The 26,431-nt window shown below is 65.4% G+C and carries 24 protein-coding genes and 1 riboswitch; of the genes, 13 read left to right on the top strand and 11 right to left on the bottom strand.

Annotated elements, in window-relative coordinates; all coding sequences use genetic code 11:
* Window positions 1–70 precede the first annotated feature (70 nt).
* A complete protein-coding gene (locus tag EAH73_RS14630) occupies window positions 71–1,855 on the top strand; it encodes an ABC transporter ATP-binding protein (protein WP_140467824.1) in 1,785 nt (594 codons plus the stop codon).
* A 47-nt stretch (window positions 1,856–1,902) separates the two neighbouring features.
* Here the strand turns inward: EAH73_RS14630 and EAH73_RS14625 are convergent, their stop codons facing one another.
* The 3 genes from EAH73_RS14625 to EAH73_RS14615 form a co-directional block, all read right to left on the bottom strand.
* Window positions 1,903–2,634 (bottom strand): hypothetical protein, encoded by a 732-nt coding sequence (locus EAH73_RS14625; RefSeq protein WP_140467822.1) that lies wholly within the window; start codon window positions 2,632–2,634, stop codon window positions 1,903–1,905.
* Window positions 2,635–2,747: 113 nt separating this feature from the next.
* Complete coding sequence (gene kynU / locus EAH73_RS14620; RefSeq protein ID WP_140467820.1) at window positions 2,748–4,028, bottom strand: kynureninase; 1,281 nt, start codon at window positions 4,026–4,028, stop codon at window positions 2,748–2,750.
* Between the two features lie 76 nt (window positions 4,029–4,104).
* Window positions 4,105–4,641, bottom strand: a complete 537-nt coding sequence (locus EAH73_RS14615; protein WP_140467818.1) for a 3-hydroxyanthranilate 3,4-dioxygenase — start codon at window positions 4,639–4,641, stop codon at window positions 4,105–4,107.
* Window positions 4,642–4,738: 97 nt separating this feature from the next.
* Here EAH73_RS14615 and EAH73_RS14610 point away from each other — a divergent pair, with 97 nt between their 5' ends.
* On the top strand, window positions 4,739–6,523 hold the full coding sequence (locus EAH73_RS14610) for a hypothetical protein (protein WP_140467816.1): 1,785 nt from the start codon (window positions 4,739–4,741) through the stop codon (window positions 6,521–6,523).
* A 43-nt stretch (window positions 6,524–6,566) separates the two neighbouring features.
* Here the strand turns inward: EAH73_RS14610 and EAH73_RS14605 are convergent, their stop codons facing one another.
* The gene (locus EAH73_RS14605; RefSeq protein ID WP_140467814.1) at window positions 6,567–7,496 is read right to left on the bottom strand and encodes a glycosyltransferase family 2 protein; all 930 of its coding nucleotides are present in this window, start codon (window positions 7,494–7,496) and stop codon (window positions 6,567–6,569) included.
* Between the two features lie 154 nt (window positions 7,497–7,650).
* Here EAH73_RS14605 and EAH73_RS14600 point away from each other — a divergent pair, with 154 nt between their 5' ends.
* The 8 genes from EAH73_RS14600 (at window position 7,651) to EAH73_RS14565 (ending at window position 17,912) form a co-directional block, all read left to right on the top strand.
* Window positions 7,651–9,171 carry a DUF2079 domain-containing protein gene (locus EAH73_RS14600; protein ID WP_140467812.1) on the top strand — a complete coding sequence of 507 codons (1,521 nt, stop codon included), beginning with the start codon at window positions 7,651–7,653 and terminating at the stop codon, window positions 9,169–9,171.
* A gap of 157 nt (window positions 9,172–9,328) precedes the next feature.
* Entirely contained in the window at window positions 9,329–9,925 is a 597-nt protein-coding gene (locus EAH73_RS14595; RefSeq protein ID WP_140467810.1) for an acyltransferase, read from the top strand.
* Window positions 9,926–10,035: 110 nt separating this feature from the next.
* Window positions 10,036–11,331 carry a nucleotide sugar dehydrogenase gene (locus tag EAH73_RS14590; protein ID WP_140467808.1) on the top strand — a complete coding sequence of 432 codons (1,296 nt, stop codon included), beginning with the start codon at window positions 10,036–10,038 and terminating at the stop codon, window positions 11,329–11,331.
* A gap of 19 nt (window positions 11,332–11,350) precedes the next feature.
* Window positions 11,351–12,370 carry a UDP-glucose 4-epimerase GalE gene (galE, locus tag EAH73_RS14585; RefSeq protein ID WP_140467806.1) on the top strand — a complete coding sequence of 340 codons (1,020 nt, stop codon included), beginning with the start codon at window positions 11,351–11,353 and terminating at the stop codon, window positions 12,368–12,370.
* Between the two features lie 76 nt (window positions 12,371–12,446).
* On the top strand, window positions 12,447–13,502 hold the full coding sequence (rfbB, locus tag EAH73_RS14580; RefSeq protein ID WP_140467804.1) for a dTDP-glucose 4,6-dehydratase: 1,056 nt from the start codon (window positions 12,447–12,449) through the stop codon (window positions 13,500–13,502).
* Window positions 13,503–13,647: 145 nt separating this feature from the next.
* Window positions 13,648–14,655, top strand: a complete 1,008-nt coding sequence (locus tag EAH73_RS14575; RefSeq protein WP_140467802.1) for an SDR family oxidoreductase — start codon at window positions 13,648–13,650, stop codon at window positions 14,653–14,655.
* Window positions 14,656–14,784: 129 nt separating this feature from the next.
* Window positions 14,785–15,666 (top strand): glucose-1-phosphate thymidylyltransferase RfbA, encoded by an 882-nt coding sequence (rfbA, locus tag EAH73_RS14570; RefSeq protein ID WP_140467800.1) that lies wholly within the window; start codon window positions 14,785–14,787, stop codon window positions 15,664–15,666.
* 170 nt (window positions 15,667–15,836) lie between these two features.
* The gene (locus EAH73_RS14565; protein WP_140467798.1) at window positions 15,837–17,912 is read left to right on the top strand and encodes an OmpA family protein; all 2,076 of its coding nucleotides are present in this window, start codon (window positions 15,837–15,839) and stop codon (window positions 17,910–17,912) included.
* 82 nt (window positions 17,913–17,994) lie between these two features.
* Here EAH73_RS14565 and EAH73_RS14560 read toward each other — a convergent pair whose 3' ends face one another.
* From EAH73_RS14560 to rsmI, 6 genes are all read right to left on the bottom strand, one after another.
* Window positions 17,995–18,336, bottom strand: a complete 342-nt coding sequence (locus EAH73_RS14560; RefSeq protein WP_140467796.1) for a hypothetical protein — start codon at window positions 18,334–18,336, stop codon at window positions 17,995–17,997.
* A 117-nt stretch (window positions 18,337–18,453) separates the two neighbouring features.
* A complete protein-coding gene (locus EAH73_RS14555) occupies window positions 18,454–18,636 on the bottom strand; it encodes a FeoB-associated Cys-rich membrane protein (RefSeq protein ID WP_068237441.1) in 183 nt (60 codons plus the stop codon).
* 155 nt (window positions 18,637–18,791) lie between these two features.
* A complete protein-coding gene (gene map, locus EAH73_RS14550) occupies window positions 18,792–19,556 on the bottom strand; it encodes a type I methionyl aminopeptidase (RefSeq protein ID WP_140467794.1) in 765 nt (254 codons plus the stop codon).
* Window positions 19,557–19,665: 109 nt separating this feature from the next.
* Complete coding sequence (locus EAH73_RS14545; protein ID WP_140467792.1) at window positions 19,666–20,466, bottom strand: inositol monophosphatase family protein; 801 nt, start codon at window positions 20,464–20,466, stop codon at window positions 19,666–19,668.
* An 18-nt stretch (window positions 20,467–20,484) separates the two neighbouring features.
* Window positions 20,485–22,203 carry an apolipoprotein N-acyltransferase gene (gene lnt, locus EAH73_RS14540; RefSeq protein WP_140467790.1) on the bottom strand — a complete coding sequence of 573 codons (1,719 nt, stop codon included), beginning with the start codon at window positions 22,201–22,203 and terminating at the stop codon, window positions 20,485–20,487.
* Window positions 22,190–23,014 carry a 16S rRNA (cytidine(1402)-2'-O)-methyltransferase gene (gene rsmI / locus EAH73_RS14535; RefSeq protein WP_140467788.1) on the bottom strand — a complete coding sequence of 275 codons (825 nt, stop codon included), beginning with the start codon at window positions 23,012–23,014 and terminating at the stop codon, window positions 22,190–22,192. The genes lnt and rsmI overlap by 14 nt, the downstream gene beginning before the upstream one ends.
* A gap of 108 nt (window positions 23,015–23,122) precedes the next feature.
* Here rsmI and EAH73_RS14530 point away from each other — a divergent pair, with 108 nt between their 5' ends.
* Window positions 23,123–23,641, top strand: coding sequence for a hypothetical protein (locus EAH73_RS14530; RefSeq protein ID WP_140467787.1), 519 nt, complete (start codon window positions 23,123–23,125; stop codon window positions 23,639–23,641).
* A gap of 120 nt (window positions 23,642–23,761) precedes the next feature.
* The gene (locus tag EAH73_RS14525) at window positions 23,762–23,968 is read left to right on the top strand and encodes a hypothetical protein (RefSeq protein WP_140467785.1); all 207 of its coding nucleotides are present in this window, start codon (window positions 23,762–23,764) and stop codon (window positions 23,966–23,968) included.
* A 98-nt stretch (window positions 23,969–24,066) separates the two neighbouring features.
* Here the strand turns inward: EAH73_RS14525 and crtD are convergent, their stop codons facing one another.
* Window positions 24,067–25,563, bottom strand: coding sequence for a 1-hydroxycarotenoid 3,4-desaturase CrtD (gene crtD / locus EAH73_RS14520; RefSeq protein ID WP_240047263.1), 1,497 nt, complete (start codon window positions 25,561–25,563; stop codon window positions 24,067–24,069).
* A 95-nt stretch (window positions 25,564–25,658) separates the two neighbouring features.
* Window positions 25,659–25,858, top strand: a riboswitch (cobalamin riboswitch).
* A gap of 166 nt (window positions 25,859–26,024) precedes the next feature.
* Between crtD and EAH73_RS14515 the strand changes: the two genes are divergently transcribed.
* Window positions 26,025–26,429: an acyl-CoA thioesterase gene (locus tag EAH73_RS14515; protein WP_140468281.1), complete on the top strand. Its 405-nt coding sequence runs from the start codon at window positions 26,025–26,027 to the stop codon at window positions 26,427–26,429.
* The last annotated feature ends 2 nt before the right edge of the window (window positions 26,430–26,431 follow it).

Genomic DNA, 26,431 nt, shown 5'->3' with positions numbered 1-26,431 from the left:
CCAACTACCCCGCCTCCTGGCCGGTTACCCACGGCCTGGCTCCGGGCGTTCCTGCCGACCTTTGTACCCTATGCAACCCCAACCCGCTGCTTCCCCCACCACCGGCCAGGTGTTCGACTGGCAAGTGCTGCGCCGCCTGCTCAGCTACGTGCGGCCCTACCGCGGCGTGTTCATCGGCTTGATTGTGCTCACCGTGGCCACGGCCGCGCTGGGCACCCTGCGGCCCTTCCTCATCCAGAAGATGGTGGACGTGAGCATCGAGCAGGGCGACCGCACCGGCCTGAACCGCATGTTTTTGTGGCTGCTGGGCCTGCTGGTGGCCCACGCCGGCGTGAGCTACTTGCAGACGTACTACGGCGGCTGGCTGGGCCAGTACATCGTGCGCGACATCCGCACCGACCTCTACCAGCACCTGCTGGGCCTCAAGCTGAGCTTCTTTGACCGCACGCCCATTGGCGTGCTCGTGACGCGCAACATCTCGGACGTGGAAACGCTGTCCGACGTGTTCAGCGAAGGATTGGCGGCGATGGTGGGCGACATCCTGCAAATCCTGTTCATCATGGGGTTCATGTTTTACATCGACTGGCGCCTGACGCTCATCAGCTTGTCGGTGATTCCGCCGCTGATTTTCTCCACCTATGTGTTCAAGGAGAAGGTAAAAGTATCGTTTCAGGACGTGCGCAACGCCGTGGCCAAGCTCAACTCGTTTGTGCAGGAGCACCTGACGGGCATGAGCGTGGTGCAGATTTTTGGCAACGAGCAGCGCGAGTTCAAGAAGTTTGAGAAAATAAACCGCGAGCACACCGACGCCAATATCCGCTCGGTGCTCTACTACTCGATTTACTTCCCGGTGGCCGAAGTGCTGGCCGCCATTGGCGTGGGGCTGCTGGTGTGGTACGCGGCCCAGGGCCAGATCGAGGGCACGATTTCCAAGGGGGCCCTCATTGCGTTCATCATGTACAACGCGCTGTTTTTCCGGCCCATTCGCCAAATTGCTGACCGCTTCAACACCCTTCAACTGGGCTTGGTGAGCACCGAGCGCCTGCTGAAGCTGCTCGACAGCCACGACCTGGTGGCCACCACCGGCACCTACGTGCCCGCCGCGCCGCTGGAAGGCGACGTGCGCTTCGACCACGTGAAATTTGCCTACAACCCGCCCGAGTGGGTGCTGAAAGACATCAGCTTCCACGCCAAGCCGGGCCAGACCATTGCCTTTGTGGGGGCCACCGGGGCGGGCAAAACCAGCATCATCAACTTGCTGAGCCGGTTCTACGACATCCAGGAAGGCCGTATTCTGGTGGACGGGCGCGACCTGCAGGACTACGACCTGAGCGTGCTACGCCGCCAGATTGGCGTGGTGCTGCAAGACGTGTTCCTATTTGCGGGCAGCATCCGCGACAACATTACGCTGGGCAGCAGCGAGATAAGCGACGCCCAGATTTGGGAGGCGGCCGACCTCGTGGGGGCCCGGCGCTTCATGGAGCGCCTGCCCGGGGCCCTGGATTACCCGGTGATGGAGCGCGGCGCAACGCTCTCGGTGGGCCAGCGGCAGCTCATCAGCTTCGTGCGGGCCCTGGTGTACCAGCCGCGCGTAATTGTGCTCGACGAGGCTACCTCATCGGTGGATTCCGAGACGGAGGAAATGATCCAGAACGCCATTGAGAAGCTGATGCAGGGCCGCACCTCACTCGTCATCGCCCACCGCCTCAGCACCATCCAGAAAGCCGACCAAATCATCGTCCTCGACAAGGGCGAAATCAAGGAAGTGGGCACCCACGAGGAACTGCTGCGCCTGGAGAACGGCTACTACGCCCAGCTCTACCGCATGCAGTACGCCATCGGCGAGGCCAGCTAAAAGGCACAGGCTGCCTTTTGGCAGGACCGATTTAGGGCCCCAGGGCCCTAAACTACCTTGGCATCGGCCGCTGTTGCGGCTGGGGGCCCTGGCGCGGCGCTGGGCGCGGCCGGCGCACTCCCGGGCACGATGGGGTTTCCTTTATCGTCCTTCAGCATGGGCAGGAAGCTGCGCAGCACCAGCACCACCGCCATGCATAGCAGGAACGGCAGCAGCCAGCTGCGGCTGCGGTAGGGCTCGGGCCCCACGTAGCGCGGCCAAAACCAGAGGAAAAACGCGGCCACGGCCACCACGTTCACCGCCACCGGCACCAGCAGCAGGGCGGTGGAGTTGTTGGCGGCGGCGGCCCACTTCAGGGCGTAGCCGCCCGCCAGCAGGCAGCCCAGCAGAAACGCCGCCAGCCCCGCCAAAGCCTGCGTGCGCCGCAGCCGGAACAGGTTGATGCCCAGCAGCACGCCGCCGGCCAGCATCGAAAACATGAGCGAAAACAGCACGATGGTACCGGGCGAAAACAGCTCGGGGCCGTCGGCCGTGTCGGGGTCGAAGGGGGCTTCGCGGCGGCGCATGGTTTCCACGGCGGCTTCGTCCACGCGCTGCTGGGCCACGGCGGTTTCGAGGCCGGGGCGCAGGGCCTCCTCCTCGGGGGCGGGCTGGCCGCGGCGGCGCAGCTCGGCCAGGGCGGCCAGCACGGCATCGTCGCGGTACTGGGTGTAGCCGCTCACGTATTGCTGCAGCTCGGCCAAGCTCTTGGCTTGCATTTTCGCCGCGTAGTCTTCCATCGGGGGTGCTTGGTGCTTGGTTGGGGCGTGGCGCTTGGTTGGGCCCGGGTTTTAATACCCGAAACACCCCCTTTTAGTTGGCTTAAATTGTACTAATCCTTGGCTGCCAATAGCTAAGCGCCGAAAAACTCGTGCAGCGCCGCCCCGGCCCGCCGCACGTCTTCAAACGAATTGTAGAGCGGCACGGGCGAAAGACGGATCACGTTCGGCTCGCGCCAGTCGGCCACCACGCCCCGGGCGGCCAGGAAATCAAACAGTTCGCGCCCGCGCTGGTGCACCAGCACCGAGAGCTGGCAGCCGCGCTGGGCGGGGTCGGCGGGGGTGATAATTTCGAGCTGGTCGGCGGGCAGGCCCAGGGCCCTGATCAGGCTTTCGAGGTAGGCGGTGAGCGGCTCGCTTTTGGCGCGCAGGGCGGGCATGCCCCCGGCGCGGGCCACCATTTCGAGGCTGGCGCGCAGGGGAGCCAGCAGCAGCACCGGCGAGTTCGACAGAAGCCAGCCGTCGGCCCCGGGCGTGGGGCGGAAGCCTTTTTTCATCTGGAAGCGCTCGGCCGGCTCCTGGCCCCACCAGCCGGCGAGGCGCAGCAGGTCGGGCCGGTTGGCAAACCGCTCGTGCACGTAGGCCCCGGCAATGCCGCCGGGCCCCGAGTTGAGGTACTTGTAGGTGCACCAGCAGGCAAAGTCCACGTCCCAATCGTGCAGGTGCAGCGGCACGTTGCCGGCGGCGTGGGCCAGGTCGAAGCCCACGGTGGCGCCCACCGCGTGCCCGGCGGCCGTCACGGCGGCCATGTCGAACACCTGCCCGGTGTAGTAGTTGAGGCCCCCGAGCAGCACGGTGGCGAGTGAGTCGCCCAGCTCGGCAATTTTGGCGGTGATGTCTTCCGTGCGCAGCGTGTGCTCGCCGGGGCGGGGCTCCAGCTCCACAATGGCGTCGGCGGGGTCGAGGCCGTGCAGGCGGGCCTGGGTTTCGAGGGCGTACTGGTCGGAGGGGAACGCGCCGCCTTCCATCAGCACCTTGTAGCGGGTGGCGGTGGGGCGGTAGAAGGACACCAGCAGCAGGTGCAGGTTCACGCTCAAGCCGTTCATTATCACCACTTCGTGCGGCAAGGCCCCTACTACCGGGGCGCTGGCCGCGGCCAGGGGCCCGTGGGAGTGCATCCAGGGCGCGGTGCCGTGGAAGTGGCCTTCTACGGCCAACTCGGCCCAGTTCGTCAGCTCGGCGTCGAGGGCGGCGCGGGTGGCCTTGGGCTGCAAGCCCAGCGAGTTGCCGCAGAAGTAGGCCACCGGCTGGCCGTCGGGCCCGGCGGGAAACAGGAATTCGGAACGAAAAGCGGCCAGCGGATCGGCGGCGTCGAGGGCGGCGGCGTGGGTGGGGTCGAGGAGGGCGGAGGGCATGCCCAAAGGTACGGCTGGGGCCCCCGGCCGGGTGTATTCAGGCCATAATAACGTGGTTGATACCGCCGCGGGAATCCTACGGCTGGGCCGGCGCCGGGGCGGGCGCTTCGAGGTAGGTGCCGCACACCTGGCAGGTGCGCAGGGCATCGTCGGCCCAGAAGCGGTTCATGATAGGCGGCAGCTGGGCCACGATGTCGGTGATTTCGGCGAACTCCTCGTGCAATTTATTGCCGCAGTTTTCGCAGTACCACTGGAAGCCGTCGAGTTCGCCGGGGGCCCGGTAGCGCTCCAGCACCAGGCCCACGCCGCCGGCCGGGCGGCGCGGCGAGTGCGGTGTATTGGGCGGCAGCAGGAACATGTCGCCGGGCCCAATTTCCAGGTCCACGGGCTGGCCGTCGTCGATGATTTTCAGCGTCATCGTGCCTTCGATTTGCAAAAAAAGCTCCTCGCCCGCGTCCACGTGGTAGTCTTTGCGGGCGTTGGGGCCCCCAACCACCATCACGATGAAATCCTGGTTATCCTTGAACACCTGCTGGTTGCCCACCGGCGGCTTCAGCAGGTGGCGGTGTTCGTCGATCCACTTTTGGAAGTTGAAGGGGCGGGCAATGGGCATGGCGGCGGGCGTAAAAGGGAAGCGGCAAAGCTAGCTACCAGCGCCGGCCTACTTTTGTTGGGGCCCCGGGCGCCGGGGCCCCTTCGCCCGCCCGCCCATGCCGATTGCCCCTCCCCCGCCCGCCAATGCCCTCCGGGTGCGCGGCCTGCTGCTGGCCGGCCTGGCCTACGCCGCCCTGTTTGCCTGGTACTCGTGGCCGCTGGCCCGCGAGTGGAGCACGGCCTTCGTGGGCATTCCGCACCACGACGCCAACCAGTACGTGTGGAACGTGTGGAACTTCCAGCGGCAGGTGGCCAGCGGGCACAACCCGTTTTTCACGCCGCTGCTGCTGTTTCCGGCCGGCACCGGCCTGTGGCTGCACACCTACACCCCGGTGCTGGGGGCCCTGAATCTGCTGCTGCGCCAGGAGTTTTGGGCCGTGAACGGGGGGCTGCTGCTGAGCTTTGTGCTGAGCGGCGTGGGCGCGGCGCGGCTGGCGGGGCGCTGGGTGCGGCAGCCGCTGCTGTGCGGGCTGGTGGGCTACGCCTTCGCGTTTTCGCCCTACAAACTGGCCCACTGGCCCGAGCACTACCACCTGCTGCTCACGGCCACGGTGCCGTTTTATATCATGGCTTACCTCGACGGGCTGGCGTTTCGGCCCGGGCGCTGGTGGCCGCGAGTGCGCCGCCCGGGGCAGGTGGGCTGGGCGGCGGCGCTGCTGCTAATTACCTTGTTCAGTGATTATTACACCCTGGCGGGCCTAGTGTATTTCTCGGTGGGCTACGCGGCCTGGTGGGGCCTGCAGCTGGGCCAGGTCCGCTGGCGGAGCTGGCAGCCGTGGGCGGTGGCGGGGGTGGTGCTGGTGCTGGGCCACTTCGTGTCGCGGGGCCTGGGCCGGGCCGGGCTCCCCGACAACGACGGCTTCTGGTGGGGCGGCGACTTGGCCGGCTACCTCGTGCCGCCGCTCGGCAACCGCTGGCTGGCCACGGCGGCCACCGATGCGCTCTGGCGCAGCCCCCACTTCCACACCCCCGGCTCGGTTGAGAACGTGCTGTTTGTGGGCTACTTGCTGCCGCTGCTGGCGCTGGTGCTGGCCGTGGCGGCGGGCCGGGCGGGCCGCGCCGGGGCCCCTGACCCCGCCCGGCCCCCCGAAACCCGGCCTTTTTGGGCCCTGGCCGTGCTGTTTGCCATGCTCACCCTGCCCGAGCTGCGGCTGCTGGGCCACGGCGGCCTGCGCCTGCCCACCAGCGTGGTGCACTACGTGCCGTTTCTCAACAACATTCGGTGCCCCACGCGGCACGTGCTGCTGCTCTCGCTGCTGCTGCCGCTGGCCACCTGCATCGGGCTGGATGGCTGGCTGCGGCGGGGCCCCGCGGGCCGGGGCTGGGCCCTGGCGGCGGTACTGGCGGCGGTGCTGTTCTTCGAGTTTCAGCCCGACGCCTACCCGCTCATTCGCCTGGCCGACGTGCCGGCGGCCTACCGCGTGGCGGCGGCCCAGCCGGGGCCCGTAGTGTTTCCGCTCCCGCTGGGCGTGCTCGACGGCTACCACGCGGTGGGTGCACTGGACCCGGCCGAGCTGTTTTACCAAACCCGGCACGGCAAGGCCCTGCCGGGGGCCTACATCTCGCGGGTGCCGGCCGCCACCTTCGCCGCCTTTGCCCACGAGCCGGTGCTGGCCCGCCTGCTGCTGGCCCAGCGCCGCCCCGATTCGCTAGCCTTGGCGCCGCCCCCCACCGCGGCCCAGGTCGAGGCCTTTTGGCACCGTTACCCGGCCGCCACGTTTGTGGTGCCCCCGCCCCTGCTCAACAAACCCGTGCACCAGGTGGTGCGCAGCCTGCTGCCCCCCGGCACCTACCAGGAGCAGCTGGTGCAGGGCTACGCCGTGCTCAGCCCCCGGCCGTAGGGCCCCGGCGGGGCATCAGGCGGTGGGGCCCCGGCGGGGCGTATCAGGCGTAGTACTGCTGCACGAAGTAGAGGGGCCGGTTTTGGCTTTCGCGGTAGATGCGGAACACGTACTCGCCCGTGATGCCCAAAAACAGCAGCTGGATGGAGCCCATGAAGTAGATGCTCAGCTCCAGCGACGTCCACCCGAATGGGGCCAGGCCCAGGGCCTTGCTGCCCAGGGCGTACACCCCGGCCAGCAAAAACACCACCATGCCGAACAAGCCCGCGTAGAGGCAGACCTTGATGGGCAGGTCGGAGAAGGAAAACAGCGCGTCGAGGGCCAGGGCGAAGAGGCGGCCATAGCCCATTTTGGGCGTCGAGCCGTTGGGCCGGGCCTGGCGGGCGTAGGGCACGGCCACCTGCCGGAAGCCGATGAACGAGCGCAGCCCGGGCAGGTAGCGGTTTTTTTCGTGCAGCCCCAGCAGGGCCCCCAGGGCGCGGCGGTTCAGCATGGCGAAGTTGCCCACGTTGTCGGCCTCCTGCAACTTCGAGAAATCGCGGAACAAGCGGTGAAACACTTTGATCAGCACCTGCCGGCCCCAGCCCTCCTCGCGGTCGGTGCGGTGGCCGTAGGCCACGTCGTGGGCGTCGTGGCGCAGCAGCGCCCACATGCGGGGCAGCAGCTCGGGCGGGTCTTGCAGGTCGCCGTCCATCGTGGCCACGTACTGGCCCTGGGCGGCGTGCAGGCCGGCCGTGAAGGCAGCCTGGTGGCCGAAGTTGCGCGAGAGGGCCAGCACTTTGAGGCGGGGCTCGGCGGCGCGGGCGGCCAGCAGCCGGGGCAGGGTGTCGTCGCGGCTACCATCGTCGACGCAGATGAGCTCGAAGTCGGCCGTGAGGCCGGCCAGCGCCGCCACGCACCGCGCCACCAGGGGCCCCACGAGCGCCTCTTCGTTATACACCGGAACAACGAGGGAGAGGAGCGGGGCGGCCATGCGGCAAAGATAGGCCCGGCCCCGGGGGTCCAAACCGGCCCCCGGGGCCCCGGCGTGCGCAGAAAACCCCCGTTTCCCCGCGTTATTGCGGGCCTTTTCGTTCACTGCCCACCCCTGGCCGCCCCGGCCGCCTTCCCTTCTCCCCCCTTCCCCGATGGCCGCTGCTGCGCCCCTGCCCTGGCCCCAACGCCCGGCCGTGCTCCTGGCCCTGGCCGGGGCCGTGTACGCGCTGGTCTCGCTCGTCAACCACTACAACTTCCGCACGGCGGCCCTCGACCTGGGCCTGGCCGCGCAGGTGGTGGGCGACTGGGCGCACCTGCGCCCGGCCATTACCACCCTGCTGCTCGATTCGCCGCCGACCAATTTCCTGTCCGTGCACTTCAGCCTGACGCCGGCCCTGGCCGTGCCGCTGTACTGGCTGGTGGGGGCAGCCTGGGCCCTGCTGCTGGTGCAGTTGGGGGCCGTGCTGCTGGGGGGGCTGGGCGTGTGGCGCTACGCCCGCGCCCGGGGGGCCAGCGGTGCCGAAGCGCAGTGGGCCCTAGCGTTTTTCAGCGTGCAGTGGGGCCTGTTTTCGGCGTTGGGGTTTGATTACCACGACAATGTGGTGGGGGCCATGGCCCTGCCCTGGCTGGCCCTATGGGTGGCGCAGGGCCGCTGGGGCCCCGCAGCGGCGGCGGGCGGGCTGCTGCTCGTCAGCAAGGAGAACATGGCCCTGTGGCTGGTGTTTGTGCTGCTGGGGCTGGCCTGGCAGCACCGGGGCCGCCGGGGCGTGGCGCTAGGCCTGGGGCTGGCCGCGGCGGGGGCCCTGGGCTACTTCCTGCTGATTACGCGCTGGGCCATGCCGGCCCTCGACGCGGCCCACCGGCCGTTTGGGCAGGCGGTGCGCTACCAGCAGTGGGGCCCCACGGTGCCCGCGGCGGCGGCCAACCTGCTGCGCCACCCAGCCCTGCTGTGGACGGCCCTGTTCCAGAACACGACGCCCGACCCGGCCTACAACTACGTCAAGCTGGAGTTTTGGCTGGCGCTGCTCTGCTCGGGCGGGCTGGCGCTGCTGCGGCGGCCTTGGTACGCGCTGATGCTGGCCCCCGTCATCGGCCAGAAGCTGCTGGCCAACGACCCGGCCCTGTGGGGCATCAACTCTCAGTATTCCATCGAGTTTGCCCCGGTGCTGGCCTTGGCCCTGGCCGATGCCCTGCGGCGCTGGCCCGCCGGGGCCCCGGCGCGCCGGCTTGCCGGGCGGCTGGCGCTGGCCGGCGCGGCGGCCTTCACGCTCGTCACGCTCTACACCCGCCAGAGCAAGTGGTACGACCGCACCACCACCAATTTTCTCACCGGCCGCCACTACCGCGCGCCCTACGACCGGGCCGCGCTGCGGGCCGCCTTGGCCCATTTGCCGGCCGGGGGCCCGGTCAGCACGCAGTCCAACCTCACGCCCCAGCTGCCCGTGCCCCGGCGGCTCTACCTGTTTCCGGCCCTGCACGACGCCCGGTATGTGGTGCTGCTGCGCCAGCCTAGTATGGCCGCTGCCTGGCCCCTGCGCCCCGAGCAGAGCCTGCAAGCCCTGGCCCAGCTGCGCCAGCGCCCCGATTTCCGGGTGTACTACGAAGACGCCCAGCTCGTGATTTTTGCCCGCCGGGGCCCCGTGCGCAACCCCGCCGAGGTGCTGGCGCCGTAGCCGCGGCCGGCCGTCGGCGGGCGAAACCCGGGCGACAAGAGCCGGGGACCCCACGGGCAGCGGTGGTGGGGATTTGTCCAAAAATTCAACCCGGGGCCCTGCTGGTTCCTAACCCGCTCCCGGCCTTACCTTTGCCCGCGCAACCCCACTGGCCCGCATGCCCCACGCCGCCCCTGATTTTTACGCCCACCCCACGGCCGTGCTCGACGAAGGCTGCCAAATTGGGCGTGGAAGCCGCGTATGGCACTTTTGCCACGTGTGCGCCGGGGCCGACATCGGCGAGGACTGCAACCTGGGCCAAAACGTGTTTGTGGCCGACGGCGTGACGCTGGGCCGCAACGTGAAAGTGCAAAACAACGTGAGCCTCTACGGCGGCGTGGTCTGCGAAGACGATGTGTTTCTGGGGCCCTCGGTGGTGTTCACGAACGTGAAAAACCCGCGCAGCGCCGTGCCCCGCCAGGGCCCCGGCCACTACCAAACCACGCACCTGGCGCAGGGCGCCAGCGTGGGGGCCAACGCCACCATCGTGTGCGGGGTGCGGCTGGGGCGCTACGCCTTCGTGGGGGCGGGCAGCGTCGTCACGCGCGACGTGCCGGCCTACGCCCTGGTGTACGGCAACCCCGCCCGGCCCCAGGGCTGGATGAGCGCCGCCGGCCACCGCCTGCGCTTCGACAAGCAGGGCCGCGCCACCTGCCCCGAAACCGACGAAACCTATGAGCTCAAAAACATGGTCGTCAAGCTATTAAAAGAGTAAGCCATTAAAATTAGCAGCTGGGTAAATCGCTGAATTGCTGCTCGGTTTCCGGGCCGGCCAGTGCCTGCGAAACGACAACAATTTAACCGCCAACAATTTAATAATAAATAATGTACGACCAATTATTGCGCAAGGAGGCCACGCTGGCCGTTATCGGCCTCGGCTACGTAGGCCTGCCCATCGCCCTCGAGTTTGCCAAGCAGCTCAAAGTCATCGGCTTCGACATCAACGCCGGGCGCGTGGCCCAGATGCAGCAGGCCATCGACCCCAGCGGCGAGCTGGAGGCCAAAGACTTTGAGGGCTGCGACATCGCTTTCACCGATTCGCTGGAGGTGCTGCGGCAGGCGCAGTTCTACATCGTGGCCGTGCCCACGCCCATCGACGAGCACGCCCAGCCCGACCTGCGGCCGCTGCTGGGGGCCTCGGCCTCGGTGGGCAAGGTGCTGAAAAAGGGCGATTACGTGGTATTTGAGAGCACTGTGTACCCGGGCTGCACCGAGGAGGACTGCATTCCGGTGATGGAAAAGCTCTCGGGCCTGAAATTTCCGAACGACTTCAAAGTAGGCTACTCGCCCGAGCGCATCAATCCCGGCGATAAGGAGCACACGCTGCGCCGCATTGTGAAGGTGGTGAGCGGCAACGACGCCGAGGCCCTGGAAACGGTGGCCAAAGTGTACGAGCTGGTGGTGGACGCCGGCGTGCACCGCGCCAGCAGCATCCGGGTGGCCGAGGCCGCTAAAATCATCGAAAACACCCAGCGCGACGTCAACATCGCGCTGATGAACGAGCTGTCGATGATTTTCGACCGCATGAACATCAACACCTACGAGGTGCTGGAGGCGGCCGGCACGAAGTGGAACTTCCTCAAGTTCAGCCCCGGCCTGGTGGGCGGCCACTGCATCGGCGTGGACCCGTACTACCTGACCTACAAGGCCAAGGAGCTGGGCTACGACGCCAAGGTGATCCTGAGCGGCCGCACCACCAACGACAACATGGGGGCCTACATCGCCCGCAAAACGGTGCAGATGATGATTAAGAAGGGCAAGGACGTGGCCAAAAGCCGCGTGCTGGTGATGGGCGCCACCTTCAAGGAGAACGTGGAGGACATCCGCAACTCGAAGGTGGCCGATGTGATCCAGGAGCTGAAAAACTTCTCGGTGAACGTGGACATCGTGGACCCCCACGCCGATTCCGACGAGCTGCTGCACGAGTACGGCTTCCGCCTAACGGCCAACGACGACATCCGCGACGACTACGACGCCGTGATTGTGGCCGTGGGCCACAAGCCCTACGCCGCGAAAGACGAGGCTTATTTCCAGTCCATCACGGCCGACAACGCCGTGCTGGTCGACATCAAGGGCCTGTACCGCGGCCAGATGCAGGAGCTGCACTACTGGAGCCTGTAATTAATTGTTTAACAATACTATGAGCAAGATTCTTGTCACCGGCGGCGCCGGCTACATTGGTTCCCACGCGGTGGTGGAGCTGGCCCAGGCGGGCTACGAGCCCGTCATCGTCGACGATTTCAGCAACTCGAAGGAGTCGGTACTGGCCGGGCTGCGCGCCATTTTGGGGCGCGACGTGCCATGCCACCACGTCGACTGCGGCGACGCGGAGGCCCTGCGCGGGGTGTTTCGGCAGGAAGGCAACATTGCGGGCGTCATCCATTTCGCCGCGTTCAAGGCGGTGGGCGAATCGGTGCAGAAGCCGCTGGCCTACTTCCACAACAACGTGGGCTCGCTGCTGACGCTGCTGCAAGTGATGCCTGAGTTCGGGGTGGAGAACTTGGTGTTCTCGTCGTCGTGCACCGTGTACGGCAACCCAGACGCGCTGCCCGTGACGGAGGCCACGCCCACCAAGCCGGCCACCTCGCCTTACGGCCGCACTAAGCAGATGTGCGAAGACATTGTGCACGACGTATCGGGGGCCAGCAGCAATAAGCTGCGCACCATTTTGCTGCGCTACTTCAACCCCATCGGGGCCCACGCCTCGGCTAAGATTGGCGAGCTGCCCTTGGGCACGCCCAACAACCTGGTGCCCTTCATCACCCAGACTGCGGCGGGCATCCGCGAGAAGCTGACGATTTTCGGCGACGACTACGCCACCCCCGACGGCACCAACGTGCGCGACTACATCCACGTGGTGGACCTGGCCAAGGCGCACGTAGTGGCCGTGCAACGCCTGCTCGACCGCAAAGCCCCCGACACCGTGGAAACCTTCAACGTGGGCACCGGCCACGGCAACACGGTGCTGGAAGTGGTGCAGGCCTTTGAGCAAGCCAGCGGCCAACAGCTGAACTACAGCATTGGGCCCCGGCGCCCCGGCGATGTGCCCGCCATCTACGCCGACGCCACCAAGGCCGAAACCGTGCTCGGCTTCAAAACCGAAACCTCGCTGCTCGACTCGCTCGCCAGCGCTTGGAAATGGCAGCAAACTTTAGGCTAGGAGGGGGTGCGGTCAGGAATTACTACCTGCCATCCCTCTTGCCTTCTTCCCCCTACCCCCTCACCCCTTAAAAATTATGAAAATTATCATCACCGGCGGGGCCGGCTTCATTGGTTCGCACGTGGTGCGGCTGTTTGTTACGAAGTACCCCGATTATCAGATCATTAACCTGGATGCGCTGACCTACGCGGGCAACCTGGAGAACCTGCGCGACGTGGAAGGGGCCCCCAATTACCGCTTCGTGAAGGGCGACATTTCCGACCAGGCGTTCATCGACGAGCTGTTTGCCCGCGAGGAGCCCGACGCCGTGATTCACCTCGCCGCTGAGAGCCACGTCGACCGCAGCATCACTGACCCCATGGCGTTTGTAAAAACCAACGTCATTGGCACCGTGAATTTGCTGAACGCGGCGCGCAACTTGTGGCAGCCGGGCGGCTACGCCGGCCACACCTTCTACCACGTGAGCACCGACGAGGTGTACGGCTCACTGGACTTCGGCCCCGAGATGTTTACCGAGGAAACCAGCTACGACCCGCGCTCGCCGTACTCGGCCTCCAAGGCTAGCTCCGACCACTTTGTGCGCGCCTGGCACCACACCTACGGCCTGCCCATCAAGCTCAGCAACTGCTCCAATAACTACGGCCCCAACCACTTCCCCGAGAAGCTAATTCCGCTGGCCATCCACCGCCTGCGCACCGGCCAGCCGGTGCCGGTGTATGGCAAGGGCGAAAACGTGCGCGACTGGCTTTTTGTGAAGGACCACGCCACAGCCATCGACGCGGTGTTCCACAACGGCAAGCTGGGCGATACCTACAACATCGGCGGCGTAAACGAGTGGCAGAACCTGAAACTCATCGAACTGCTCTGCGACGTGGTGGACGAGAAGACCGGCCAGGGCCCCGGCACCTCGCGCCAGCTCATCAAGTTCGTAACCGACCGCGCCGGCCACGACATGCGCTACGCCATCGACAGCAGCAAGATCATGAACGAGCTGGGCTGGAAACCGTCCGTCACGTTCGAGCAAGGCTTGGCCCAAACCGTGGACTGGTACCTGGAAAACGAGGAGTGGCTGAACAGTGTGACCAGCGGCGCTTACCAGGACTACAATACTAAGCAATACGCTGGGCGCTAGTGGCCTTTGCTATTGCGCGCGCAGCTAAAGCGCGGCAATCGTTCTTGCCTTGTGCTCAATTTCGTCTTATTTAATTACCAAATCAACGTGTAGAAAAGATTGCCGCGCTTCACTTCGTTGCGCTCGCAATGACAAAAGAAAAATTATGTACGATACTCCTTTCCACGACCGACCGCTGTCGGACACTACGTTTCTCGTCACCGGTGGCGCGGGCTTCATCGGCTCCAACCTGGTGGAATACCTGCTGAAGTACGGCGCCAAAAAAGTACGGACTTTGGATAACTACTCCAACGGCTTCCGCAAAAACCTGGCGATGTTTGAGGTCGACCCGGCCCTGGAAATCGTGGACGGCGACATCCGCAACGCCGAAACGTGCGCGGCCGCTTGCGCCGGCGTCGACGTGGTGCTGCACCAAGCCGCCCTGGGCTCGGTGCCACGTTCCATCAAAGACCCCGTGCTGACCAACGACGTGAACGTGGGCGGCTTCGTGCAGATGCTGACCGCCGCCAAGGACGCGGGCGTGAAGCGCTTCGTATACGCGGCTTCCAGCAGCACCTACGGCGACCACCCCGGCCTACCCAAAGTGGAGGACCGCATCGGCAAGCCGCTCTCGCCCTACGCCGTCACCAAGTATGCCAACGAGCTGTACGCCGACGTGTTTGGCCGCACTTACGGCATGGAAATCATTGGCTTGCGCTACTTCAACATCTTTGGGCCCCGGCAAGACCCGGGCGGGGCCTACGCGGCCGTGATTCCGCTGTTCATCGATGCTATTCTGGAAAACCAGGCCCCCACGTTGAACGGCGACGGTGGCCAAACCCGCGACTTCACCTTCGTGGAGAACTGCGTGCAGGCCAACATCCGCGCCGCCCTCACCACCAACCCGGGGGCCCTAAACCAGGTGTACAACATCGCCGTGGGCGACCGCACCTCGCTGGTGCAGATGTACGACATCCTCCGCGAGGAAGCCGGCTCGGACCTGGCCCCGCAGTTCGGCCCTGACCGCGCAGGCGACATCCGCGACTCGCTGGCCGACATCAGCAAGGCCAATAACCTGCTCGGCTATGCGCCCCAAATCCGCATCCGCGAGGGCTTGCAGCAAACGCTGGACTGGTTCAAGGCCAACCAGGAGTTTATCAAGGAACGCAATTAATTGAACGTCGTGCTGAGCGCAGCCGAAGCATCTCTACTGAGCAACTAATCAGAAGTACTGCCGCAGTAGAGATGCTTCGGCTGCGCTCAGCATGACGTTTTCAAACTTCTTAATACATCCTCTACATCTATGAAAGGTATTATCCTCGCCGGCGGCTCCGGCACCCGGTTGCACCCCCTCACGTTGGCCGTCAGCAAGCAGCTGATGCCGGTGTACGACAAACCCATGATCTACTACCCGCTGAGCATCCTGCTGATGGCGGGCATCCGGGAAGTGCTGATTATCACCACGCCCCACGACCAGGCGCAGTTTAAAAAGCTGCTCGGTGACGGCAAAAACCTGGGCTGCGACTTCCAATACGTGGTGCAGGAGGTGCCTAATGGGCTGGCGCAGGCCTTCGTACTGGGGGCCGATTTCATCGGCCAGGACAGCGTGGCGCTGGTGCTGGGCGACAACATTTTCTACGGCGCGGGCCTGGAAGAGCTGCTGAAGTCGAACAACAACCCCGACGGCGGCGTGGTGTACGCCTATCACGTGCACGACCCCGAGCGCTACGGCGTGGTGGAGTTTGACGCCGACAAGAAGGCCTTGAGCATCGAGGAGAAGCCGGCCAAGCCCAAGAGCAACTACGCCGTGCCGGGCCTGTACTTCTACGACAACAGCGTGGTGGAAATTGCCAAGAACCTGGAAATCAGCCCCCGCGGCGAGTACGAGATTACCGATGTGAACAAAGAGTACCTGCGCCGCGGCAAGCTCAAGGTGGGCATTCTGAGCCGGGGCACGGCCTGGCTCGACACGGGCACCTTCGAGAGCCTGATGCAGGCCGGCGAGTACGTGCGCGTGATCGAGCAGCGCCAGGGCCTGAAGGTGGGCGCCATCGAGGAAGTGGCCTACCGCCAGGGCTTCATCACCGCCGACGAGCTGCGGGCCCTGGCCCTGCCGCTGCGCAAGAGCGGCTACGGCGACTACCTGCTCAACCTGCCCGAGCAGCTGGTGCTGGGCGCGCAATAGGGCCCCGGCCCCAGCTTACGAGTAGCGGCAAGCCGCGGTTTGGCCAGTGCTGAGGCGCGGCCGGGCCGCGGCTTTTCCCTAATTTAGCAAGGCTAAAACGTGTCCTATCTGTTCTGTTCGCCTTTGTTGCGCGCTTTTATGCCCGCGGCGGTATTATTCGCCTAACCTCTATGAAAATTCCCGTTTTTTCTTTTGCCCTGGTAGCTGCCCTGGGGCTAGGGGCCCCGGCTGCGCGCGCCCAGCACGCGCTGTGGGCCAGCAAGGTGACGGCGGTATCGTCGCAGAAAGCAGCGGGTAAGGAAGCATTTTCGCCCGAGCAGGTACTGGGGGCCCCCAATGCTCTGCCGCTGGGCCAGATTAACGACAAGGCTTGGATTCCGAAGAAGGAAGGCCGCGACGAGTTCATCGAAGTGCGCTTTGCCCGCTCGGTGCTGGCCCAGCAGATTACGGTGGTCGAGAACTTCAACCCCGGCTCCGTGACCAAGATCGAGCTCATTGATACCAAAGGCGTGCACCACGATGTGTACACCAACGACAACCCGGGGCCCCTGCCCGACTCGTACCGCACGCTGGAGGTGAAAATTGCCCCGGCCAAGCCCGCCTATCGCACCATCGGGGCGGTGGTACACCTGAACACGGCCAAGGTGGAGGGCGTGAACCAGCTCGACGCCATCGGCGTGGCCGACGTGACGCAGACGATGGTGAAGAAGGACTTCAAGGCCCCCGACGCCGACGCGGCCGGCGTGGCCCGCTTCGACTCGTCGCTCGTGAACCTGGGGCCCTCTGTGAACAGCTCCTCGGTGGATACGCACCCTGTGATTTCGCCCGATGGCCGCACCCTGTACTTTGCCCGCCAGAACCACCCAGGCAACATCGGCGGCAAAACGGACCCGCAGGACGTGTGGTACTCGACCCTGCAAAGCGCCAGCGCCAAGGCCTGGGGCCCCGCCAAAAACATGGGCGGCCCCGTGAACACCGCCGGCTTCCCCAACGGCCTGGCCTCGGTGTCGGCCAATGGGCAGCGCCTGCTGCTACTGGGCCACTACACGCCGGAGGGCCTGATTCCCAAGGGCCCCAGCACGTCGGAGCACCGCCCGGGCGGCTGGTCGCAGCCGGCCGATGTGACCATTGAGGACTTCTACAACAACGACGACGAGCACGCCGACTACTTTCTCTCTACCTCGGGCAAGGCCCTGCTCATGGCCGTGGAGCGCACCGACGGCCTGGGCGAGCAAGACCTGTACGTGAGCTTCCAGAAGCCCAGCCCCCCCGGCCAGCCCGTGACGTGGACGCGCCCCCGCAACCTGGGGCCCAACGTGAACACCAAGAAAGCCGACTTCGCCCCCTTCCTAGCCCCCGATGAGAAGACGCTGTACTTCGCCAGCGAGGGCCGCGGCGGCTACGGCAAGTCCGATATTTTCTATTCTAAGCGTCTCGACGATACCTGGACGAACTGGAGCCCGCCCCGCAACCTGGGCAGCGTGGTGAACTCGCCCGATTTCGACGCCTACTACACCGTGTCGGCGGCCGGCGACGATGCTTACTTGGTATCGGCGCGCAACGGCATGGGCGGCTCGAAGGACATTTTCCGCGTGGCCCTGGCCCCCGCCTTCAAGCCCGAGGCCGTGACGCTGGTGCGCGGCCAGGTGCTCGACGCCGCCACCAAGAAGCCCATTAAGGCCGTCATTCACTACGAAAACCTGCTGACGGGCGAGGAAATCGGCACCGCCGAAACCGACCCCGCCGACGGCTCCTACACCATTGTGCTGCCCAGCGGCGTGCAGTACGGCTACCGCGCCGAGGCCGCCAACTACATCGCCGAAAACGCCAACCTCGACGTGACGGCCCGCGACAAGTACTCGGAGCAAACCCAGGACCTGTTCATGGTGCCCTTCGCGGTGGGCCAGACGGTGAAGCTCAACAACATTTTCTTCCAGCAGAGCAAATACTACCTGCGCACCAACTCCTACCCCGAGCTGGCCCGCCTCGTGCGCATCATGCGCGACTACCCCACGGTGGAAATCAAAATCGGCGGCCACACCGACAACCAGGGCGACCCCGCCCTTAACCTCAAGCTGAGCCTCGACCGGGTGAACGAGGTGAAGAAGTACATCATCAGCAAGGGCATCACGCCCTCGCGCATCACCACCGAGGGCTACGGCGGCGAAAAGCCCGTGGCGAGCAACGACCAGGAAGAAACCCGCGCCCTCAACCGCCGGGTGGAGTTTACAATTACGAAGAAGTAGCCCGGGGCCCTAAGCGCCAAAACGGCCCGCTGCACTTGGTGCGGCGGGCCGTTTCTGTTAGCGTTCAGCTTGCCGAAGCAGCTTATTTATCCTTCTTGGTCAGGTTTTTACCTAGGTCTTCTACTTTTTTGAGGAAGTCGTCGGTGTCGGTGTCGGCGTACACGCCGTAGGCCGACGAGATGGTGCCTTTCACGCCGTCGTTGGCCTCGATGGCGTAGAGAATGGACGTGTCGTCGGGGTTGCTTTCGCCTTCGAAGCGGTAAAAGTCCACGATGGTTACTTCATCGGGGGCGTAGGTCTTCGTAGTGCTCGAATCCATGGTGTGCAAGCGGCCTTCACTCACCGTAAAGTCCTGGTCGTAACCATCTTTGCTCAACTTTTTTTCAACGTTGACGAGCGAGCGTTCTTCTTCTTTGTCTTGCATGGCGCGGGGCATGAGGGGTAAGGGAAAGCCCCGCCGGAAGGGCAGCGGCTACCCGGCTATACGGCCCCCGGGCCGCCCGGGGTTGCCCCGGGGCCCCTAAATCGTTGGGGCCCGGCCTCAGCGCCCGGCGCGGGCCGCGATGGTGCGCTCCAGGCGGTCCACATCAATGCCACCGCAAGCCCCGCAGCCCTTGGCGCAGCCCACCTGTTCTTTCGAGAAGAAGGCCCGCCAAGCCCGGCGGCCCAGGAAAAACAGGGCCCCCAGCACAATGGCGGCCACGAGGATATATTGAACTAGCATAGCGGTTTGAAAACGCCGGGGCCCCAGCAAAAGTTTGCGCCGGGGCCCCAGGCTGCGTTGGGGACGGGGGTGGCGGGGGTGGGAGCTAGTCGCAAAAACCAACTGGATTCAGCGGGCAGCTCCTGCCTTACAGACTGGCTTACAACAGGTAACACTCAGTCCCAGATGCCGTTGCTAGCGGTTAGGATCAGGGGCGCGCCGTCCGTGACTACGATGGTGTGCTCGTGCTGGGCCACAAAGCTGCCGTCCTTGGCCTTCATCGTCCACCCGTCGCTTTGCTCGTGCACGTAGGTGGCGCGGGTGGAGATAAACGTTTCCACCGCCACGACCGAGTGTTTGCGGAACCGCTTGGTATTGAAGCGGTCGTGGAAGCAGGGGATTTCCTTGGGCTCCTCGTGCAGGCTGCGGCCGATGCCGTGGCCCACCAGGTTTTTGATAACGCTGAAGCCCCTTTTCTTGGCTTCCGCCTCGATGAGCCCCCCCACCTCGCTGATGCGGACGCCGCCTTGGATGTGCTGGAGCGCGGTGCGCAATATCTGCCGCGAGGCATCGACCAGCGGCTGGTGGCGGTGCACGTCGGGCCCCAGCACAAACGAGCCGCCGTTGTCGGCCCAGTAGCCGCCGAGTTCGGCCGACACGTCGATGTTGAGCAGGTCGCCTGCTTGCAGCAAGCGCCGGCGCGACGGGATGCCGTGGGCCGCTTCCTGGTTCACGCTGATGCACGTCCAGCCGGGGAAGTTGTAGGTGAGCCGGGGAGCGGATTTGGCCCCCCAGGCCGCCAGCAGGCCGCCCCCGTACTCGTCCAGCTCGTAGGTGCTCATGCCCGGGGCGGCGTAGGCCCGCATCTGCCGCAGCACGGTGCCCACGGCCTCGCTGATTTTCTGGAGCCCGGCTAACTCTACTTCCGAAGTAATTGACATAGCGCTGGTTATGAGTTAATGTTTCAAACCACACCCCTGGTTATCAGCTCACCAGAAGGGCAGCGTACAAAGCCTGGGAGCACATTGCGGGGCCCCACTGGGGCCCTAACTACGCCCAAAACTCCCGAATCGTGGCCTGCATCTCGTCGTGCAGGTGGCCGTTGCTGGCCACCACTTCGCGGCCGAAGAGCGGGTCGCCGTCTTCGAGGAACTGGGTGACGCGGCCGCCGGCTTCGGTGACCAGCAGCAGGCCCGCGGCCACGTCGTAGGAGTTGATGTTGAACTCGAAGTAGCCGTCCATGCGGCCGGCGGCCACGTAGGCCAGGTCGGTAGCGGCCGAGCCCATGCGGCGCAGGCCGTGGGTGCGCTGCATGAAGCTGCCCAGCACCTGCAGGTACTTGTCGAGCTGGGCAAATTTGGTGTAGGGGAAGCCGGTGGCGATGAGCGAGTTGGCCAGTTTGGGGGCCCCGGTTACGTGGATTTGGTTTTCGTTGCAGAAGGCACCGTGGCCCTTGGCGGCGCGGAAGCTCTCGTCGCGGTTGGCCTCGTGCACCACGCCCGCCACCAGCTCGGGGCCGTGGAGCAGGGCCACGCTCACGGCAAACACCGGCAGCGAGTGGATGAAGTTGGTGGTGCCGTCGAGCGGGTCGATGATCCAGGTGAACTCTTGGGTTTCGTCGGGGGCCCCGGCGGTGCCTTCCTCGGTGATGAAGCCGGCGGCGGGCAGGATTTCGCGCAGCCCGGCCACCAGTCGGCGCTCGGCCTCCTGGTCCACGTAGCTCACCATGTCGTGCAAGCCCTTGTTCTCGATCTTGTTGGGGTCGAAGGTTTTGGCTTCGTGCAGGATGAACTGGGCAGTTTCGCGGCAAAGCGCGGCTACTTGGTGCGAAAGGGCGAGGTAATCGGTCATTGGAAAAAACCAGGGATTTTAAGATGCTTTAACGGGTTCCGCGCGGCGCGGCTGCGGTTGGCTTTTGGAATCGGCCACGGCGCGGACGATGACCCAGCCGAGCAGCAGCAGGGCCAGGGCCTGGCAGCCGCGGCCGATGTACTCGCCCACGCGGGTGTAAAAGGTCATTTTATCGTTCAGGTGCACCGTGGCGCGGCTGGCGGCGGGCACCCAGGTGGGGGCCAGCTGGGCCAATTCGCCCTTCTGGTTGATGAAGCCGGTGAAGCCGGTGTTGGCGGCGCGGGCCAGGTCGCGGCGGGTTTCGATGGCGCGCAGGGCCCCCAGGCGCAGCAGCTGGCGGTAGCCGGGCGTGTCGTACCACCAGGCGTCGTTGGTGACCAGGCCCAGTAGGTTGGCCCCGTCGCGCACGTATTGGGCCGTGAAATCGCCGTAGATGGACTCGTAGCACACCAGCGGCCGCACCACCAAAGCGGGGGCGCCGGACACGCGGAACAGCTTGGTTTCGGGCACCGTGCCGTAGCTGCCCACGTAGCCACCCAGGTCGATGTGGCTGATGAGGGCGGTGAGAAACGTCGGCACTTTCTCGACGCCCGGCACCAGCCGCTCCTTGTGGTAGAACTGCATCGGCGCGGCGGGCCCGGCGAGGTAGGCGGCCGTGTTGCACACGTCGTAGTAGCCGAGGTCGTCGCGGTAAACGGCTGTTTCACTGGCTGCTTCCTTGCTCGGGTAGGTCACGATGCTGGTCATGCCCGTGATGAGGGCCACGCCCGGGTGCTGCCCCAGCCAGGCCCGGATGCGCTGGATGCGGGGGTCCAGGTCAACGGTTTTTTCCTGGTAGTGGCCTTGCAGGCTGGTTTCGGGCCAGAGCACGAGCCGGGTGCGGGGCGTGAGCTGCTGGGTGCTGAGCGTCAGGAGCCGCGTGAGCTGTTCGTCGTAGGAAACGAAATTGGCGGCCCCCGCGAACTTCTCGGTGTAGGGGTCCACGTTGGGCTGCACCACCACCACTTCGGCCCCGGGGCCCTGCTCCTGGTAGGTGGCCCCGATGGCGAAGGAGGCCAGCAGCGGCAGCGCAACGGCCAGCAGGGGCATTAAAAGTTTTGGGTTAAAAGTTAAAGAATCGGCCTTGGGGCCCTGGGCCAGCAACTCCCCGCCGCCTTTTAGCTCTTCGCTTTTAACTTTTAACTGCCCGTCAACTATCGCAAAGAAAATCAGCAAGTTCACCACCCACACCCACACCGAGCCGCCGAGGAAGCCGGTGTACTCGTACCACTGCACCCACTGCGGCACGGCGGCAAAGCCGTTGCCCAGCGTGAGCCAGGGCCAGGTAATGTCCCAACGCAGGTGCAGCTGCTCGAAGGCAATCCAGTACACGGGCAGCGTGAGGTAGCCAACCAGGGGCCCCAGGCGCTTCTTGGTTTGGCGGAAGGCCATGAGCGGCAGGCACATGAGCAGCGCGTTCAGCACCACGGCGGCGATGCCGGCGGCCAGGTCGGCGTAGCTCACCCACCAGGTGGTGCTGGCGTTCCAGAGCAGCACAAACAGGTAAGTGCCGGCAAACACGCGGCCCTTGCGGGCTCCCTGCTGCGTGAAGCGGCGCTCCATGAGCAGGTAGGGCACCCAGCCCACAAACAGGCCCAGGGGCCAGAGGGTGGCGCTGGTGGACCAGCCGGTCCAGAGCAGGGCGGCGCCCAGTACGGCCAGCACGGCGGGGTGGGCCCCGGGGCTAGTCTTCGCCAAACTCGTCGGATTCAAAATCGTCGGGGCCAAATTCGTTGGGGTTATTCGCTTCGTTTCCAAGGGAATCGTCTACTTCGTCTTCCTCGCCGCGGGCGTAGCGGCTGGCTTTGCCGGGGCGGGCCGGCGGGGTGGGGTTGCCGGCCACCACCAGCACAATTTCGCCCTTGATGGCGGCCCGGGCCCCAAAATCGGCGGCCAGGCTGGCGAGCGTGCCGGTCACGGTTTCCTCAAACAGCTTGGTGAGCTCGCGGCTGACGGAGGCTGGGCGCTGGGCCCCCAGCACTTCGGCCAGCTGCCCCAGGGTTTTCACCAAGCGGTGCGGCGACTCGTAAAAAATCATCGTCCGGGGCTCGGGCACCAGCTCCAGCAGGCGGGTTTGGCGGCCTTTCTTGACGGGCAGAAACCCCTCGAAGGTGAACCGCTCGGCCCCGAAGCCCGACTTGAGCAGGGCCGGCACCAGGGCGGTGGGCCCCGGCAGGCACTCCACGGCCAGGCCGCGGGCCAGGCACTCGCGCACCAGCAGGAAGCCGGGGTCGGAGATGCCGGGCGTGCCGGCGTCGCTCACCAAGGCCATCTTTTCGCCTTTTTCGAGGCGCTCCAGCAGGCGCGGCACCTGCTGGTGTTCGTTGTGGAGGTGGTAGCTGAGGAGCGGTTTTTTCAGGCCCAGGTGCTGGAGCAGGCGGCCGCTCACGCGGGTGTCTTCGGCCAGCACCAGGTCGGCTTCGCCCAGCACGCGGATGGCCCGCAGGGTGATGTCCTCAAGGTTGCCGATGGGCGTGGGGACGAGGGTGAGGGCGGGGGCGTCGGGCATAAAGCAAAGGTACGGGCGGGCCCCAAGTTGGGGGCCCTACAACCCAAAGGCCCCAACCGTAGTACACCCTACTCCCACCCGTTGCTTTCAACTTTAACCCTAATCGCTATGCCCGTCGACCCGAACAACCGCCCCATACGCGTCATCAACGACGACACCACCGACGAGGAAATGCGCGCCGGCCACCACATTCCCAACGCCGACCCGCCCAAGAACGAGGCCGCCCGCGGGGGCTTCGGCAACCGCGACGGCAAGCAGGGCTTCGGCTCCGACACGGCTGGCGGCTCGACGGCCCTGGGCGTGAACGAGAACGCCGACGACATGGCGCCCCCCGCCGACAACATGCGCTCGGACGACGAGGGCCGCGCCGACCGCGCCAACCAGGACCTGCCCGCCCGCGCCACCTACGACGACGACCCCGACCTGGTGGCCGTGCACAACGCCGGGGGCCCCGTGGACGAGCTCGACGCCGACGACCGCCGCAAGGGCCCCGACGAGATGGAAAACCCCAAGTCGAACGTGGGCATGGGCGAGATGGAGCCCAAGCCCCTCAAGCCCATCACCGGCACCGATACCAACGCTGAGCTGACCGACTTCAACGCCTCCGACACGGCCATCGACCAGTAGCTTTTCTTAGTTGTCAGCTGCTCGTTGTCAGTTGTTGGTTCGTTCTGATGGACAATTACTAACTGAAAACGAGCAACTAACAACCGACAATTAACTTCTCCCACCTAACTCACTTCTGCCATGCCTACCCACCACAACAACCAGAAGGACAGCGAGAACCCCGACAAGCGTAACCTCGAAGGCCACCACAAGGCCGACGCGCTGCCGGTGGATGATTTCAGCGAAGCCAAGGAAGACCAGTTGGAACAGGATGCCCTGGACGCCGGCATCACCCACCCCAACCGCGGCCACGACAAACCCAACATTGATAAGCCGGCCTACGACTAATGTTGCGGCTTAAAAGCGAAAAAGGGGCCCCGCGCTACGTAGCGCGGGGCCCCTTTTGTGTTGAATAACCCTTTGTGTTTTACCTAACCGTCGGAACCTCAGCCGATCAGCTCCGCCACAATTTTGGCCGAGAGCAGGCACAGCGGGATGCCGCCGCCGGGGTGCACCGAGCCGCCGCAGAAGTACAGGCCGCTGAGGCGGCCCGAGAAGTTGGGGTGGCGCAGGAAGGCCGCCAGCGGGTTGTTGCTGGAGCTGCCGTACAGGGCTCCGCCGAACGACGACGTGTCGGCGGCAATGCCGGGCGGCGTCCAAATTTTTTCGGCTTTTATGAGCGGCTCGATGGCCACGCCCAGGGCCCCCGACAAGCGAGTGAGCACGAGGCGGCGCGTTTTTTGGGTGAGGGCGTCCCAGTCCTGGCCTTCGTCGTGGGGCACATTCACCATCACAAACCAGTTTTCGTGGCCGGCCGGGGCGTCGGCAGGCGTCTTTTTGGATGTGACGTTGACGTACACCGTCACGTCGTCGCCCACGGTTTTGCCTTCGAAAATGGCCTTAAATTCCTGCTGGTAATCGCTGGAAAAGAAGATGTTGTGCAAGTCCAGCTCGGGAAACTCCCGGGCGATACCCCAGTAGAAAATCAGCGCCGAGGAGGAGCGCGGCTGGGCCAGCGTGCGCTCGGGCGCGGGCTGGGTGGGCAGCAGGCGGCGGTAGGTGGGCACCACGTCCATGTTGCTCACCACCTGGCCGAAATCGTACACGTCCTGCGCCGTGCGCAGGCCCGTGACGTGCTTGTCGGCCACGAGAATTTCCTCCACCGGCTCGTTGAACCGAAATTTTACCCCAAATTCCTCAGCCAAGCGGTGCAGGCTTTCGGCAATGGCGTAGATGCCGCCCACCGGGTAAAACGCGCCGATGCCGTGCTCGAGGTGCGGAATCATGCTCAGCGTGGCGGGGGCTTGGTAGGGGTCGGAGCCGTTGTAGGTGGCGTAGCGGTCGAAGAGCTGCACCAGGCGCGGGTCGGCGAAGGCCTTGGCGTGGCGCTGGTGCATGGTGCCAAGCAGGCCCAGCGCCGGCAGGGCCCCCACGGCCTTCAGCGTTTCGGGGCTGAAGTAGGTGCCCGCCTTGTGCAGCGACTTGTGTAAAAACGTGCCCGCCGTGGCGTCGTACGCCCGGCCGCTGCGCGCCAGAAACTGCGTGACGGCCGCCGCCGGGGCCCCCAGCTTCTCCTCCACCTCGGCGGCAAACTGGCCCGCTTCGGCCCAGGCCGCCAGGCGCGTGCCGTCGGCGAAGAAGTAGTTGGTAATCGGGTCTAGTCGCTCGTAGCGGAAGTAATCGGCCGGCGCGCGGTGGGCCAGGCGGAACACGTCGTCCACCAGCTGCGGCAGGGTGAAGAGCGAGGGGCCCGCGTCGAAGCGGTAGCCGCCGGGCAGCTCAAACTGGTGCATTTTGCCGCCAAACGAGGGCCCCGCCTCGAACACCGTGACGGCGTGCCCCGCCACGGCCAGGCGTGCGGCCGCGGCTAGCCCCGCCACCCCCGCGCCAATCACGGCCACGGGCTGCCGCACGGGCGCTCGGTTTTTCTGTTGTGTCTTCACTGCCTTGCCAACCGCGGGCCCGGGGGTAAAAGTTTGGGCCCCGGGCCTGAAAATGCGGGTTACCTTCGCGGCAGGTTACCGCTGCTTCGATTTTTCTAAATCAACCAGCGGCCGGTTTCGGGCCTTCGGGCCGGAATGAAAAGGGAATCGGGTGCAACTCCCGAACAGACGCGCTACTGTAAGTGCCACCCCGGCCGGGGCCCCTAGTTTTCCATTGGCCAGCCCCCGGGCGGCTGAGAAGGAAGGGCGCCGGCGGCACAAAGTCAGGAGACCTGCCGGCCGCCATTTGATGCTTCCCTCGCGTTTTGGGGCCCCGCATCAGGTTTGGCACCGCCGGCACGCCGGCTTCCGCACCCCGGCAGCCGGGGCCGGCGCGGCCGCGCCTGGGCACGCGCACCACTGGGCAAGGAAGCAAGAAAACGGGCCAGCGCCCGCCGCTTTTCCACCTCATGCTCAGCTTCATGCAAGCCCTCGCCGACCAGATTGCCCGCGCCGAAACGCGCATCTTCAAAGCCGTTTTCCCCGGCACCACCAATCACTACGACACGCTCTTTGGCGGAGCCACGCTGCATATGATGGACGAAGTGGCCTTTATAACGGCCACCCGCTTCTCGCGCCTCAAAATGGTCACCGTTTCGTCCGACCGGGTCGATTTCACCCACCCCATTCCCGGCGGCACGCTGGTCGAGCTCATCGGCAACGTGGTGCGCGTGGGCAATACTAGCCTGCAAGTGCGCGTCGAGCTCTACGTCGAGCAGATGTATTCCGAGGAGCGCCTGCTGGCCGTCACCGGCTCGTTCACCTTCGTCGCCGTGGACGACAACCGCCGCCCCACCCCCATCCGGCCGGTGGTGGCGGCGCTGTAAAA

The organism is Hymenobacter nivis, from assembly GCF_006439025.1.
GTDB lineage: Bacteria > Bacteroidota > Bacteroidia > Cytophagales > Hymenobacteraceae > Hymenobacter > Hymenobacter nivis_A.
Note: the sequence above shows the minus strand (reverse complement) of the source record. Positions and strands in the feature narration are given on the sequence as shown.

Bases quoted from the DNA above. Each gene is read 5' to 3' on its own strand.
- kynU (WP_140467820.1), bottom strand. From the start codon at position 4,028: ATGCCCTCCGCCCTCCTCGACCCCACCCACGCCGCCGCCCTCGACGCC.
- galE (WP_140467806.1), top strand. From the start codon at position 11,351: ATGAGCAAGATTCTTGTCACCGGCGGCGCCGGCTACATTGGTTCCCAC.
- EAH73_RS14600 (WP_140467812.1), top strand. From the start codon at position 7,651: ATGGCCGCTGCTGCGCCCCTGCCCTGGCCCCAACGCCCGGCCGTGCTC.
- EAH73_RS14590 (WP_140467808.1), top strand. From the start codon at position 10,036: ATGTACGACCAATTATTGCGCAAGGAGGCCACGCTGGCCGTTATCGGC.
- EAH73_RS14545 (WP_140467792.1), bottom strand. From the start codon at position 20,466: ATGACCGATTACCTCGCCCTTTCGCACCAAGTAGCCGCGCTTTGCCGC.
- EAH73_RS14565 (WP_140467798.1), top strand. From the start codon at position 15,837: ATGAAAATTCCCGTTTTTTCTTTTGCCCTGGTAGCTGCCCTGGGGCTA.
- EAH73_RS14530 (WP_140467787.1), top strand. From the start codon at position 23,123: ATGCCCGTCGACCCGAACAACCGCCCCATACGCGTCATCAACGACGAC.
- EAH73_RS14615 (WP_140467818.1), bottom strand. From the start codon at position 4,641: ATGCCCATTGCCCGCCCCTTCAACTTCCAAAAGTGGATCGACGAACAC.
- rfbA (WP_140467800.1), top strand. From the start codon at position 14,785: ATGAAAGGTATTATCCTCGCCGGCGGCTCCGGCACCCGGTTGCACCCC.
- EAH73_RS14525 (WP_140467785.1), top strand. From the start codon at position 23,762: ATGCCTACCCACCACAACAACCAGAAGGACAGCGAGAACCCCGACAAG.
- EAH73_RS14625 (WP_140467822.1), bottom strand. From the start codon at position 2,634: ATGGAAGACTACGCGGCGAAAATGCAAGCCAAGAGCTTGGCCGAGCTG.
- EAH73_RS14575 (WP_140467802.1), top strand. From the start codon at position 13,648: ATGTACGATACTCCTTTCCACGACCGACCGCTGTCGGACACTACGTTT.
- EAH73_RS14630 (WP_140467824.1), top strand. From the start codon at position 71: ATGCAACCCCAACCCGCTGCTTCCCCCACCACCGGCCAGGTGTTCGAC.
- EAH73_RS14605 (WP_140467814.1), bottom strand. From the start codon at position 7,496: ATGGCCGCCCCGCTCCTCTCCCTCGTTGTTCCGGTGTATAACGAAGAG.
- EAH73_RS14560 (WP_140467796.1), bottom strand. From the start codon at position 18,336: ATGCAAGACAAAGAAGAAGAACGCTCGCTCGTCAACGTTGAAAAAAAG.
- EAH73_RS14555 (WP_068237441.1), bottom strand. From the start codon at position 18,636: ATGCTAGTTCAATATATCCTCGTGGCCGCCATTGTGCTGGGGGCCCTG.
- EAH73_RS14610 (WP_140467816.1), top strand. From the start codon at position 4,739: ATGCCGATTGCCCCTCCCCCGCCCGCCAATGCCCTCCGGGTGCGCGGC.
- rsmI (WP_140467788.1), bottom strand. From the start codon at position 23,014: ATGCCCGACGCCCCCGCCCTCACCCTCGTCCCCACGCCCATCGGCAAC.
- rfbB (WP_140467804.1), top strand. From the start codon at position 12,447: ATGAAAATTATCATCACCGGCGGGGCCGGCTTCATTGGTTCGCACGTG.
- EAH73_RS14515 (WP_140468281.1), top strand. From the start codon at position 26,025: ATGCAAGCCCTCGCCGACCAGATTGCCCGCGCCGAAACGCGCATCTTC.
- map (WP_140467794.1), bottom strand. From the start codon at position 19,556: ATGTCAATTACTTCGGAAGTAGAGTTAGCCGGGCTCCAGAAAATCAGC.
- EAH73_RS14595 (WP_140467810.1), top strand. From the start codon at position 9,329: ATGCCCCACGCCGCCCCTGATTTTTACGCCCACCCCACGGCCGTGCTC.